The organism is Luteibacter sp. GL_149 (assembly GCF_057834065.1).
The window spans coordinates 2,741,316-2,754,971 of sequence record NZ_CM174395.1 but is presented as its reverse complement, the minus strand read 5'-3'; the positions used below and the strand labels follow the sequence as shown (position 1 = coordinate 2,754,971).

Here is a 13,656-nt window from a genome sequence, read left to right as displayed (position 1 = left end):
CGCCGGTTTAGGCACCACCAAAGAGCGCGAGTGTCTGGTCGTTAAAGCTGTTGACGAAGTGGTGCTCGTCCGGCCCCACATTGGCGCGGAACGGCTTGGCCGCATCGACCACGATCTCGTCCGCATCCGTGCCAAGAATCGCTATCGTTTCGGCAATGAACTGATCCAGCGGCATGGCTTGCTCGGCTTCCTGACTGTTCATGAGCTCAGTGCGCACCCAGGGCGGTGCGATCTCAAGAACGCGAACTCCCGTACTACGGAGCATGAAGCGTTGCGACAGCACGTATGAATGAAGCGCCGCCTTGGTCGACGAATAGATGCCCGTGACGGCCATCGGTACAAAGGCAAGAACGGAACTTGTATACGCCACAACGGCGTTGTCCTTGCTTTTCAGATGATCGATCAACGCCGACGTCATGCGGATCGGTCCCAGCAGGTTCGTTGAAATGGTCGAGGTCAACAGCGCGTCGTCGATCTTTCCGGCAACGGTGTCGGGTTGCATGATGCCGGCGTTGTTGATGAGAACGTTTAGCTCGGGGTGATCGGCGATCAACTGTGTCGCCACACGAGCGATGCTGGCAGGATCGGCGATGTCGAGTTCGACGGCCTCCATGCCGGGATTGGCTGCGATCACGGCGTTGAGATGACTACGCCGCCGGCCGGCAATGATGACTTTGTTGTCCAGCTTGTGCAGCGCTTCGGCCAGTCCGCGACCGATACCGGAGCCACCGCCGGTAATAAAGATGGTGTTGCCACTGAGTTTCATGAGAGTTCTTCTTGAGTGGGGATCAGGCAGGGAAGTGGTTGCCGTACATGGGCAATCCGCTCTTGGATTCGGTTTGTGTTGCTTCGTCTTGCAATACGTCCCAGTGCTCGGCGAGCCGACCGTCTTCGAGGCGGACGACGTCCACGGCGATCCACGCCGCCGGACGGCCAATACCGGAGAAACGTCCGTGCACGATGACGTAATCCCCTTCGGCCATGGCCAGGTCATGCTCGTAACGCATCGTGCCGGGAACGCTGCGAATCAGATTGAACAAGCCTTCGCGGCCCGGTTCGATATGTGCGCTGTGCTGGATGTAGTTGTCGGACCAGAAGCGCTGGGCGGCATCGTAGTTACGCTGATTGAACAGCGTGTCGAATGCTTCGATGACAAGAGCTTTGTTCTGTTCGGGCGACGTCTTTGACATGGCGGTTTCCTCTTCGATGCTGATGACTCAAGTGACGGTGCGTTTAGCTGCCTGGCGCGGGGATGGCTAACAATGGTGATCACCATTGACATGAGATATAGTCGGCTGGCAGTAAATGATTGTCAATGGTGATCACCATTGTTATTTGGGGCGAATCGTGAAGAGTTCGTCGAAGAGGAGTGGATGCATGGGCGTTTCGAAGCAACAAGCCATTGAAAATAAAGGCGCTATCGTTGCCGCCGCGGAAAAGCTCTTCCGTGAGCGCGGGGTGGCCGCGGTAGGGTTGGCAGAGCTGACCAAGGCTGCGGGCTTTACCCAGGGCGGCTTTTACAACCACTTCAAATCGAAGGACGCGCTGGTTGCAGCCGTCATGGAGAAGGCGATGGAGGATGGCGCGGCTCAGCTCGTGGCCGGTATCCAGGCGTCAAAGGCGCAGGCGATCGACCCCATGAAGCAGTACATCGATTGGTACCTGTCCCCGGGCCACCTGACCAATATCGAGGAGGGTTGTCCGTTGACCGCGTTCGCCGGCGATGTGCGACGACTCGGCAAGGAAGCGCGGCAATCCTATGCGGGCGGACTGACGTGGAATTTCGATCTGCTGGCGAGTGTGATCGACGGCGAAAGTTTGCAAGAGAAGAAAAAAAAGGCGATCGCGCTTTTCAGTCAGATGGTCGGATCGTTGGTGCTTTCGCGCGCGGTCGTTGGGACTGATCCAGTCCTCGCCAACGAAATACTGGAGGACGCGCGTCAACAGTTGCTCCAGGCCATTTCGCCTGAATAAAGCCAGTCCAAAGTGATTTTCAGGACGGTCTTCCATGGCCGCTCGAACCGCCGCGAGGTGGTGAAAACATCACAATCTTTCGAGGAGTCACTTTCATGCCCATGATCGATATCTATGCCGCCAAAGGCACCTTTGCCGACCCTCACAAACTGGCGATCGATGCTGCCGCGGTCGTTAAGTCGGTCGAGCAAGTCCCCGACATTCCCATGTTTCGCAAAAACACGGCGGCTTTTGTCCACGAACTCCCCGTCGGAGCCATCGCCAATGTGGATGGCGACAGCAACTACGTTCGCGTACAGGTTCTGACCAACTTCGGCGCCCTCGACCGGGAGAAGCAGTTAGCCGTCGTGCGTCAGCTCACCGATCTGGTAGCGCTTGCCGCGGGAGACTCGACTCTGACAGAACGAACCTGGGTGCTCCTGACGGAAGCCTCGCAAGGTGGATGGGGCCTTTGGGGACATGCCCATACCAACGAAGAGATTATCGGCGAGGCCCGCGCGCAGATCGCCAAGCTCCGCGGTTGAGCTCCCGCCTTCCAGCAAACGGTTCAGATGAACTCCGCTAGCTGGCTCATCCATCCGAAATCAACTTGCCGCCCTTGGCCCAGGCATCGCGCGGCACTTCGGTGATCAACACATCGACACTTTCCGGTGGACATACCAGTGTCTCGACGGTAACCCGTGTTACCTCACGAACGAAAGCACGCTTCTGTTCCAGCGTACGGCCGGGGTGCATTTCCAGGTGCAGGGTGGGCATGACAGTTCTCCGATGGGCGCCCCCGGAAGGAGGCGATGCGCAAAGATTGCGCCCCTGCCGTGGTGTTGATAAACATGCCATGATTTGACCCGTTTAAAACCCATAGGTTTTTAATCGTGAACAAATTGGCCGGTATGGAGATGTTCGTACAGGTTGTGGAAAGCGGCAGCTTCAGTGCCGCGGCTGAGGCCAGCCAGGTCTCGGCGACCATGGTTGCCAAGCACATCCGTACCATCGAGCAGCGGCTGGGCGCACGCTTGCTTCATCGAACCACACGCAGGCAACAGCTCTCGGATGTAGGCCGGCTCTACTACGAGCGTTGCAAGCACGTGTTGGCGGAAGTGGATCTCGCGGAAGCCAGCGCATCGGAGTTACAGGCCAGTCCGCGCGGTGAGCTGAGGATGATTGCGCCCGTCAGTTTCGGTAGCCACTGCCTGGTGCCGGCGCTGACCGACTACATGGCCCACCATCCCGACGTAAGCGTGAAACTGACGCTGGACAATCGCGCGCTTAACCTGGTCGATGAAGGTTACGAGTTAGGCATCCGTATCGGCGACATCGACGAGCCGGGCGTCGTTGCGCGACCGTTACAGCCCTATCGCCGCGTGCTGGCCGCTTCGCCGACCTATCTCGCCCGGCACGGCGTACCCGAACACCCCGAACAGTTGAACGCGCGCGACTGCTTAGGTCTGTCGTACTGGCACCGGCACGATCACTGGCGTCTGCTGGGACCCGGCGGCGACATTTGCGATGTCGCTGTTCAAGGCCGATTTACCGCGAACCAGGGCGATGCGTTGCGCATGGCTGCCATACATGGCGCAGGCATTGTGTTGCTGCCAGAAGCACTGCTCGCCGACGATTTTTCCACCGGCCGTTTGCTACCCGTATTACCGGCCTGGGCACTTATGCCTTCTCCCATGTATCTGATTTACGCGCAGGATCGCCGTCCGACGGCAAAGCTACGTAGCGTTGTCGATTTCATGCTTGGTCGTTTTGGCGTTGCAACCGGGGGCGGAGATGGTTAGGCCGACCGAAGCGCGTGGGGGCTTTGCTTCTTCGTTTTGTTGGTTTGGTCGTCGGTTTTTTGGATGGAACGATACGTTCGGTCGGCTATTTTTGGTTGCGCCGCAGCATGGATGCGTCCCATCGGGACCGTTTTCCTCCAAAGCCGTGCCCGGTTTAAAAAACTGCTTTGGAAATAGTGATCTAGCAACATAGAGCAAGCGGTTGGCCGAGACATGGATCGATCCAAATCCTGAATGAGAAATTCCGCAATGCAGTATTTCACGCGTTCGAATAAATCAATTAAAAACAGCAAGTTAATTGATTGTTGCGGACTTTAGATCGAGTTAAAAAATCGGTTGACAACGTTGTCAGCTACCCCTAAAAATTCGCTCCGTAACACCGCTGCAACAGTGACGACGACGCGGCATCGAACGTACGGGCGGACCATCGCCACCGCGCATGGGCGCAGGGCAAGAACGAATCCACAAGGACGAACGCGAACAACGTGGGCGAATGCTCGCGCGGGCGCGTTCGGCCTAAAAATTACGCGGGTAGGGATGGGACGATGCCACGGGCAAGTCTGTCCGGGTCTCGCGCCATCTTCCAAGGAAATCGATGTGAACCACCGGATCAGCGCACTTTCGATGGCCATCCTGGCTGGGCTGTTCGCTACGGGCAGCGCCATGGCGCAGGACTCGGGCACGACGACCCCCACGCCGCCCGCCAAGACGGCGAAAAAGAACACCCCCGCCACGCCCGACGCCGCGAATCCGCAGGTGGCCTCGACCCTCGAAGGCGTGACCGTCACGGGTATCCGCGCGAGCTTGCAGAAGTCTCTCGATCTGAAGCGCAATGCCGACTCGATCGTCGATGCGATTTCGGCCGAGGACGTGGGCAAGTTCCCGGACACCAATGTCGCCGAATCGCTCTCGCACCTGCCGGGCATCAGCGTCGACCGTAACTTCGGCGAAGGCGACAAGGTCAGCATCCTGGGCACCGACCCGGCACTGAACCGTCTGCTGCTCAACGGCCAGACGCTTGCGTCGACCAACTGGACGTCCGACCCGAACAATCCGGACAGCCGCTCGTTCGATTACAGCCTGCTCACGTCCGAAATCATCGGCAACGCCCAGGTCTACAAGACCCCGCAGGCGAAGATCGACGAGGGCAGCATCGGCGGTACGGTGGTGGTCAACACGCGTCGTCCGCTGGACCTGAAGGCGAATACGCTGACCGGCAATGTCAGCTACGGTTATAACGACCGTGCGGACAAGGGCAAGCCGAATGCGTCGCTGTTCTATAGCTGGAAGAACGACGCCAATACCTTCGGCGTGCTCGGTTCCGTCATGCATTCGGATCGCGTCATCGATCGCCAGGGCACCGAGATTTTCGGTTACCAGCGCGTCAACGATCCCACCGATACGAACCCCAGCCACCAGTTCGCCCCGGGCGTCGTGGCGCCGAACGCGCAGGGCGTTTATCCGACCGCGATCAACACGGCGTGGTTCCAGCAGGAACGCAAGCGCGACGGCGTGTCCACCGGTCTGCAGTGGAAACCGAACGACGGTTTCGAACTGAACTTCACGGGCCTGTACGTGACCGAGAAGTTCAACAACTTCAACCAGAGCCGTTATGGCGACTGGTCGGGTAGCGCGGCCGATGCGAATGCGCTGGGCTTCACCAACGGCATCGCCACCAGTGGTTCGTACGGTCCGAATGCGCCGACGTATCTGGACGGCTACGAGCGCTTCTCGAAGGTCAATACCGGTACCGCGCAGTTGCGCGCCGACTGGTACGGCGATGGCTGGACCGCGTCGAGCCAGATCGGTTACACCGGTTCCACCGGTGGCTCGGACGGTATCTACAACGCGCAGTTCCGGGGTTACGGCGGCTACAACTGGAATCTGGCGGGCCAGCATCCGCAGATCAACTACAACAGCCCGGACAATCCGTCGCAGATGCTCGCGCACGGCGCCGGCTACAGCTACGCGCCCAGCTACGACCGCGAGCGTTACTTCCAGGCCGACTTCGCCCACGATGTCTCCTGGGGTCCGCTTAACCAGATCGAGGTCGGTATCAAGGCCACCAATCACTACAACGGTCAGGACGGTTACGCCGCGCAGATTCCGTCGCCGGATGGCAGTGGCGTCTCGCTCGCCGATCTTCAGGGCGGCATGACCCCGGACGGCTATCTCGGCGGTCTGAATGGCACCGGCAGCATGGCCAACTGGACGACGATCAGTCGTGGTGGCCTGAAAGACTACGTGCAAAGCCTGGTGACCAGCGTACCGCTGGACCCGAAGGCGACCTATTCCATTCAGGAGCAGAACCGCGCGTTCTACATCCAGGGCGACTTCGCCGGCGACAGCTATCGCGGCAACCTGGGCATGCGCTACTACCGCACACGCGACACCGTCGACGGTTACAACAGCATCGGCAGCAATCAGTACACGCCGGTGAACAAGCGCAGCAGCTATCACGACTGGTTGCCGTCGTTCAATATCGGCTATGACCTGCGCGACGATCTGGTGCTGCGCTTCGCCGCGGCGAAGGCCATCGCACGTCCGCGCTATCAGCAGATGACACCGTATGTCGCACTGGACGATCGCACGCTCACGGGCTCGGAAGGCAATACCGACCTGAAGCCGTACAAGTCGACCAACTACGACGCATCGCTGGAATGGTACTTCTCGGAGAACAGCGTATTGTCCGCCGAAGCCTTCTACCGTCGCATCTCCGGTTACATCCTCAACACCAACGTCGAGGAAACGCACTTCAACCTCACGACACTGCAGGACGCGGTCTACTCCATGGAGAAGCCGATCAACGCAGGCGTCGCCAAGGTGAAGGGCCTGTCGCTGACCTACCAGGGTAACTTCGGTTATGGTTTCGGCATGTTGGCGAACTACACGTACTCGCATGCGGATACCAGCAACAGCTTCCCGCTGCCGTACAACTCGAAGAACTCGTTCAACCTGAGCCCGTATTACGAGCAGGGTCCGTGGAACGCGCGCATCACCTATAGCTGGCGTTCGGCGTACTTCACGCAGATCGCGCAGCTGCAGTCGGCGCAGATCACGGGCATCTTCCGCGAGCTGGACGCGTCGGTCGGTTACCAGATCAACGACCACATCCGCGTTTCGCTGGATGCCACGAACCTGCTGGACGAGACCTATTTCGTTTACAACAACACCCCCAGTCAGCCGCTCAACGCGTACAAGAACGGCCGCACCTACACGCTGAACCTGGGCTTCAAGCTGTGATCGCACGCTGGCGTGCGCTGCTCGCGCTGTCGGCATGTTTCGTCGCAAGTTCCGCCAGTGCGCAGGCACTGACGGAACGACCGCTCCTGCAGGGGTGGCAGTTTCGCCTCGCGCCATCGTCGTCCGCTGCCGCCGCGCATCCCGCGGCGGCACGCTGGCAAGCGGCGCGGGTGCCCGGTAGCGCGCAGACAGATCTGCTCGCGGCCGGCACCATCGCCGATCCGTTCTATCGCGATAACGAGGCCAGCCTGCAATGGGTTGGCCTCGCCGATTGGGACTACCAGTTATCGTTCGACGTCGATGCGGCCAGCCTGAAACGCGGCCACGTCGAGCTGGTCTTCGACGGGCTGGACACGTTTGCCGATGTGTCGCTCAACGGCAAGCACCTGCTCTCGGCCGACAACATGTTCCGCCGCTGGCGCATTCCGGTGAAAGAGCAGCTGCATCCGGGCAGCAATACGCTGCTGGTGCACCTGCATTCGCCGATTGCGCGCCTGCAGCCATGGTTGCTGAAGCAGCCTTATGCGTTACCGGGCGAGTTCGACTCCGCCTTCGGCGACGAGCCCAAGGGCAAGCAGACATCCAATTACGTCCGCAAGGCCAACTATCAATACGGTTGGGACTGGGGTCCGCGTTACGTGACCCTGGGCATCTGGCAGCCGGTACGGCTGGAAAGCTGGGACAATCTGCGACTGGCGGACTTCCACGTCGCGCAGCCGAAGGTCGATGCCAACGTCGCGCAGTTGCAGGCGCAGCTCGATCTTCGCGCCGATCGTGCGCAAGCGGTCGACGTGCGGGTGGACTGGACCGCTCCGGACGGCACCAAGGGTAGCCAGACGCGGCATGCCGAACTGACGGCAGGCGAGAACCACGTCGTCGTCCCCGTGCGCATCGACCATCCGCAACGCTGGTGGCCGGCCGGCTACGGCGATCCGAATCTTTACCACGTGCGCGCAAGCGTGCAGGCAGGCGGCGACGCGCTGGTCATCGCCGAGCGCGACATCGGCCTGCGCAGTGTCGAACTGCGCCGCGACAAGGATCGCTGGGGCCGCGGTTTCGCCTTCGTGGTCAACGGCGTGCCGGTGTTCGCCAAAGGGGCCAACCTGATCCCGTTCGACAGTTTCCCCGAGCGCGTCACGCCGCAGCGGATGGAGTCGATCCTGCGTTCCGCACACGACGCCAATATGAACATGCTGCGCATGTGGGGCGGCGGTACATATCAGGACGATGCGTTCTATGCGCTAGCCGACCGCATGGGCCTGATGATCTGGCAGGACTTCATGTTCGGCGGTGCGATCACGCCCTATGACGATGCCTTCCGCGAGAACGTCCGCATCGAGGCGACCGAACAGGTGCTGCGTCTGCGCGACCATCCGAGCATCGTGCTGTGGTCGGGTAACAACGAAGTGCAGACCGGCTGGGAGTCCTGGCCCGACCGCGAAACCTTCCGTCAGTCCATCGATGCCGCCGAGGTCAAGCGCATCGAGGATGGCATGCGCGAGTTGTTCGGCCATACGCTGCGCAAGATCGCCAACGATCTTTCGCCCGACGTGCCGTACTGGGCCAGTTCGCCGAGTACCGACTTCGACGGTCCGGCCAACGTCGAGAACGATGGCGACTTCCACTACTGGAAAGTCTGGTCGGGCTCGGAGCCTATCGCTCACTATCTGGACACGACGCCGCGCTTCCAGTCCGAATACGGCCTGCAATCGTTCCCGTCCATCGCGACGCTGGAAACGGTAACGAAGCCCGAGGACATGTCCGCCGAATCCAAGGTAATGCGTGCGCACCAGAAGTTCGCCAACGGCGATGGCAACCAGCGGCTGCTGCTCTATATCCGCCAGGAATACGGTGAGCCGAAGGACTTCCCCTCGTTTGTTTATCTCAGTCAGGTAATGCAGGCCGAAGGCATCGAGCTGGCGGCGGAACACCTGCGTAGCGCACGGCCGCAAAGCATGGGTTCGCTGTACTGGCAGCTCAACGATGTGTGGCCCGGCCCATCGTGGTCCAGCGTCGACTATGACGGCCGCTGGAAGGCATTGCAGTATCGCGCGAGGCGTTTCTACGCGCCGGTGGATGTGGTGCCGATCCGTCGCGACGGGCGCACGGAAGTCTTCGCGGTTTCGGATCGCACCGTGCCGTTCAAGGCGCAGTTGCGTACCCGTGTGCTGGACATGCAGGGCAAGGTGCTGCACGAAGAGAGCCGCGCGCTTAACGCCACCGCGCTTGCCAGCACGTCGGCGGCGACGTTTACCGACGCGCAACTTCTGAAGGGCGCCGACCCGAAACATACGGTCGTCGTCTTCGAGCTGCTGGAAAACGGCGCGCCGGTGAGTCGTCACCTGTTGTACTTCGGCGCGGCGCGCACGCTGGCGCTTCCCCAGCCGGAACTCGACGCGCAAGTAAGCGACAACGGTCACGGCATCGTGGTCAGCGTGCATGCGAAACATCTGGCGCGCGGGGTATGGATCGACTTCGGCAAGCTGGATGGTCGCTTGTCCGACAACGCGTTCGACCTGCTTCCGGGCGAGCGTGTGGAACTGAAGGTCGAAGGCAACGCCGACCTCGACAGCCTGCGCCGCGCGCTGACCGTGCGTTCGCTTGTCGATGCCACGCAGCCGGCCGCTAAGGAAACCACAAGGAAAGATACGCCATGAACAGCAGTCGTCGTGACATCGTCAAGTGGCTGGCCATGGCGCCCGCGGCGGCAATGCTTGGAGGACTGACGATGGCGGCGCCTGTGGGACCGGCCGCCCGCGCGGGTGGCTTCGTCAGCCGCCGGCCACCGTTGGCCAAACGCAAGTTCACGAGTCCCGCCGTGGAGCAGCTGATCGCCCGCACGAAGGCGAAAATCGGCGATCCGGAACTCTCCTGGCTGTTCGAGAACTGCTTTCCGAATACGCTGGATACGACGGTAGAGGTCGGCACGCTCGACGGTCGCGCCGATACGTTCGTGATCACCGGCGACATCGATGCGATGTGGCTACGCGATTCCTCGGCACAGGTGTGGCCTTACGTGCAGCTGGCGGCGAAGGACGAGGCACTGCGGCGCATGTTCCGTGGCCTGATTCGCCGTCAGGCGCGTTGTATCGCCATCGACCCGTATGCGAATGCCTTCCTGCCCGATCCGCATGGCAAGTCGAAACTCGAATGGGCACAGAACGACGTGACCGATATGCGTCCCGGCGTGGCCGAGCGCAAATGGGAGATCGACTCGCTGTGCTATCCCGTGCGGCTTGCCCATGGATACTGGCAACGGACCGGCGATCGCGAGCCGTTCGACGACGACTGGCGCGCGGCGACGCGGCTGATCGTACGGACCTTTCGCGAGCAGCAGCGCAAGGATGGTCCCGGTCCGTATCATTTCCAGCGCCAGTCGCCGAATCCGACCGAGAGCCAGTTCCTGCACGGCTACGGCAACCCGACCCGCCCGGTTGGTTTGATCCACGCGATGTTCCGCCCCTCGGACGACGCAACGCTGTATCCGTTCAATATCCCGGGCAACCTGTTCGCCGTGGTCACGCTGCGTCGGCTGGCGCAGATGCACGGCACATTCTTTGGCGACATCTCCTTCGCGCACGAATGCCAGACGTTGGCCGATGAGATCGCCGCCGCCGCCGAACTGTACGGCGTGGTGAAAGACGGGCAGGGCGACTATTGGGCATACGAGGTCGACGGCTACGGCAATCAGTTGTTCATGGACGATGCGAACGTGCCGAGCCTGCTCGCACTGCCGTATCTGGAAAGCAGCGCCTACGACGCACGCTACAAGCGCACGCGCGACCGGGTCTGGAGCACGCAGAATCCATACTTCTTCAAGGGCTCCGCCGGTGAAGGTATCGGCGGCCCGCACGAAGGCCTGCGCATGATCTGGCCCATGTCGATCATGATGAAAGCTTTCACTACCGACGACGCGGCCGAACAGCGCCAGAGCCTGCACTGGCTGAAGACGACGCATGCCGACACCGGCTTCATGCACGAGGCGTTCGATCAGGACGACCCGAAGCAATTCACCCGCGCGTGGTTCGCGTGGGCCAATACGTTGTTTGGCGAACTCGTCGTACACCTCGCCGATAAACACCCCGATACCCTGCGGCGCGTCTGACGCGCCGCCTGTCTGGAGCGAAACATGGTTACCCGTCGACGTTTTCTGCAAGGGATGGCCGCCTTCACGGCGATCGGTCAGCTCGGCTCCCTCACCGCGCTGGCCGCCGGCGTGCAGCGCGGCCTGACCGCGCCCGCCCAGGGGTTGGACACGACGGCCGATGGCCTTGCCCGTTACGTGAACGTCTTCGTCGGCACCGGTGGCCACGGCCATACCTATCCGGGTGCGACGCGGCCCTTCGGCATGGTCCAGCTGAGCCCCGATACGTACAACGCGCAATGGGACGGTTCGTCGGGTTACCACCAGGGCGACGGCTCGATCATGGGCTTCTCGCATACGCATCTGTCCGGTACCGGCGCGAGCGACATGCTCGACGTGCTGGTGATGCCGTCGATGGGTCCGGTGCGTCTGCAACCGGGCGATCGCGATTTCGACGGCGTGAATTACGTGTCCCGTTTCGATGGCGCACGGCCTGGGGCTGGCGAGCAGCCGAAGGGCTTCAAGACGGGGATCAAGGGCTACCGTTCGCATTACACGGGCGAGCATGCGCAGCCGGGTTACTACCGCGCCCAGCTCACGGCGCACGACATCCTGGCCGAGCTGACGGCGACGCTGCGCGCGGGCATTCACCGTTACACCTTCGCGAAAGACGGCGACGCGCATTTGCTGATCGACATGACGCACGGCTTTCAGGACGACATGGAGACGCCGACCAAGGTCAGCGATGTCGAACTGAAGCTGGTCGGCAACGACACGCTGGTTGGTGGCCGTCGCGTTTACCAGTGGGCGAGCGGGCGTGTTATCTATTTCGCGCTGAAGGTCTCGCGGCCCATTGCCAGCGCGACGCTGTACGAGAACGACAATGCACTGGCGAAGGGCACGCGCTCGGCCAAGGGCGATCATCTCAAGGCCGCGTTGCATTTCGACAAAGCGTCGAGCGAGCCGTTGCTGGTCAAGGTGGGTATCTCCGGCGTCGACATCGAAGGTGCGATGCGCAATCTCGACGGCGAGATTCCCGGCTGGGATTTCGACGGTGTTCGCGCGGATGCCGAGGCCGACTGGGAGAGGGAACTCTCGCGCATCCAGATTGCCTCGTCGTCGGACAAGATCAAGCGCACGTTCTACAGTTCGCTCTACCACACGATGCTCGCACCGACCGTCTTCAGCGATATCGACGGCCGTTACCGTGGCATGGACAGGGCGGTACACACGTTGCCCGAAGGGCGGCATAACTACAGCACCTATTCGCTGTGGGATACCTACCGCGCGGAGCATCCGTTGTTCACGCTCTACCAGTCAGAGCGCGTGCCGGACCTTGTCGACGGCCTCGTCCGCCTGGCGGTGGAAAGCCCGAGCGGTGCGCCCGTGTGGCCGCTGCAGGGCGTCGAGACGGTCTGCATGATCGGTTACCACTCCGCCGTGGTCGTTGCCGAAGCGCAGGCGAAGGGTTTCACCGGTATCGACTATGCGAAGGCCTGGCCGGTATTCCGTCGCCGCGCCATGCAGGACGATTATTTCGGCCTGCCGTACTACCGCAAGCTCGGCTTCATCCCCAGCGACAAGGAAGGCGAGGCGGCGAGCAAAACACTCGAATACGCCTATGACGACTGGGCCGTGGCGCATATGGCCGACGCCCTCGGCCATGGCGACGATGCCGCGTTGCTGCGCAAACGTTCGCAGAACTACCGCAACGTATTCGATAACAAGACGAACTTCGTCCGCCCTCGCGCGGAAGACGGTACCTGGCTGGAACCGTTCGATCCCGTGGCCATCGGCCATTCGGACCGCTGGCGCGATTTCACCGAATCGAACGCGTGGCAGGCGACCTTCCTCAATCAGCACGACGTTTATAACTACATGACACTGTTCGGCGGCGAGCAGGCATTCGAGGAAAAGCTCGACGGACTGTTCAGCGCCGACCCGCGCCTGCCGAAAAATGCACCGCCCGACATCGCCGGCATGGTCGGCCAGTACGCTTTCGGCAACGAGCCGGGGCACCATATGCCTTATCTCTACGCGTACGCCGGCGCGCATCACAAGACGCAGGCCCGCGTGCGCATGCTGCTGGAAACGATGTATCTGCCCGAGCCCGATGGTCTGCCCGGCAACGAGGATTGCGGCCAGATGAGCGCGTGGTACGTGATGAGCGCAATGGGCCTCTACGCGGTCGACCCGGTCAGCACCAACTACGTATTCGGCAGCCCGCTGCTCGATCGCGCCGAGGTCCAGGTCGGTGGTGGCCGCACTCTGGTCATCGAAACTACGGAAAACGGCGAAGGCCGCCCGTACATCCAGTCGGTCACGTGGAACGGCAAACCGTGGACGAAGAGCTGGATTCCGCACAAGGAACTAACGGCAGGAGGCACGCTCTCCTTCATTATGGGCGACAAGCCCAACGAGGCCTTCGGCAAAGCTCCGTCGGACCGCCCGCCGTCGTTCGTGTGAGCGCGCTTGAGCGCACTCCTGTAGGGCGGGTCGCTATTGAGGAAAGGTATGTCTGTTGTAAAAGTCGAGCGGCCAATGCGCCACTGGCGGCGGCAATCATTCTTTTTA

At 61.4% G+C, this 13,656-nt stretch carries 10 protein-coding genes; 7 read left to right on the top strand and 3 right to left on the bottom strand.

Annotated features, from left to right (window positions below):
* Window positions 1-7: 7 nt before the first annotated feature.
* Both AC3IR3_RS12150 and AC3IR3_RS12145 read right to left on the bottom strand, forming a co-directional pair.
* On the bottom strand, window positions 8-766 hold the full coding sequence (locus tag AC3IR3_RS12150; protein ID WP_489192425.1) for an SDR family oxidoreductase: 759 nt from the start codon (window positions 764-766) through the stop codon (window positions 8-10).
* A gap of 22 nt (window positions 767-788) precedes the next feature.
* A complete protein-coding gene (locus tag AC3IR3_RS12145; RefSeq protein WP_489192424.1) occupies window positions 789-1,190 on the bottom strand; it encodes a nuclear transport factor 2 family protein in 402 nt (133 codons plus the stop codon).
* Window positions 1,191-1,377: 187 nt separating this feature from the next.
* Here AC3IR3_RS12145 and AC3IR3_RS12140 point away from each other — a divergent pair, with 187 nt between their 5' ends.
* Both AC3IR3_RS12140 and AC3IR3_RS12135 read left to right on the top strand, forming a co-directional pair.
* Window positions 1,378-1,974 carry a TetR/AcrR family transcriptional regulator gene (locus AC3IR3_RS12140; RefSeq protein ID WP_489192423.1) on the top strand — a complete coding sequence of 199 codons (597 nt, stop codon included), beginning with the start codon at window positions 1,378-1,380 and terminating at the stop codon, window positions 1,972-1,974.
* A gap of 95 nt (window positions 1,975-2,069) precedes the next feature.
* Window positions 2,070-2,498: a tautomerase family protein gene (locus AC3IR3_RS12135; RefSeq protein WP_489192421.1), complete on the top strand. Its 429-nt coding sequence runs from the start codon at window positions 2,070-2,072 to the stop codon at window positions 2,496-2,498.
* A 46-nt stretch (window positions 2,499-2,544) separates the two neighbouring features.
* Here the strand turns inward: AC3IR3_RS12135 and AC3IR3_RS12130 are convergent, their stop codons facing one another.
* The gene (locus AC3IR3_RS12130) at window positions 2,545-2,730 is read right to left on the bottom strand and encodes a 4-oxalocrotonate tautomerase (protein ID WP_489192419.1); all 186 of its coding nucleotides are present in this window, start codon (window positions 2,728-2,730) and stop codon (window positions 2,545-2,547) included.
* Window positions 2,731-2,846: 116 nt separating this feature from the next.
* Between AC3IR3_RS12130 and AC3IR3_RS12125 the strand changes: the two genes are divergently transcribed.
* The 5 genes from AC3IR3_RS12125 (at window position 2,847) to AC3IR3_RS12105 (ending at window position 13,548) form a co-directional block, all read left to right on the top strand.
* Window positions 2,847-3,755, top strand: a complete 909-nt coding sequence (locus AC3IR3_RS12125) for a LysR substrate-binding domain-containing protein (protein WP_489192417.1) — start codon at window positions 2,847-2,849, stop codon at window positions 3,753-3,755.
* A gap of 624 nt (window positions 3,756-4,379) precedes the next feature.
* Window positions 4,380-6,998 (top strand): TonB-dependent receptor, encoded by a 2,619-nt coding sequence (locus AC3IR3_RS12120; RefSeq protein WP_489196925.1) that lies wholly within the window; start codon window positions 4,380-4,382, stop codon window positions 6,996-6,998.
* Window positions 6,995-9,655, top strand: a complete 2,661-nt coding sequence (locus AC3IR3_RS12115) for a beta-mannosidase (RefSeq protein ID WP_489192415.1) — start codon at window positions 6,995-6,997, stop codon at window positions 9,653-9,655. The genes AC3IR3_RS12120 and AC3IR3_RS12115 overlap by 4 nt, the downstream gene beginning before the upstream one ends.
* Window positions 9,652-11,103 carry a glycoside hydrolase family 125 protein gene (locus tag AC3IR3_RS12110; protein WP_489192413.1) on the top strand — a complete coding sequence of 484 codons (1,452 nt, stop codon included), beginning with the start codon at window positions 9,652-9,654 and terminating at the stop codon, window positions 11,101-11,103. Before AC3IR3_RS12115 ends, AC3IR3_RS12110 begins: the two co-directional genes overlap by 4 nt.
* Before the next feature lie 24 nt (window positions 11,104-11,127).
* Entirely contained in the window at window positions 11,128-13,548 is a 2,421-nt protein-coding gene (locus tag AC3IR3_RS12105) for a GH92 family glycosyl hydrolase (RefSeq protein ID WP_489192411.1), read from the top strand.
* Window positions 13,549-13,656: the final 108 nt, after the last annotated feature.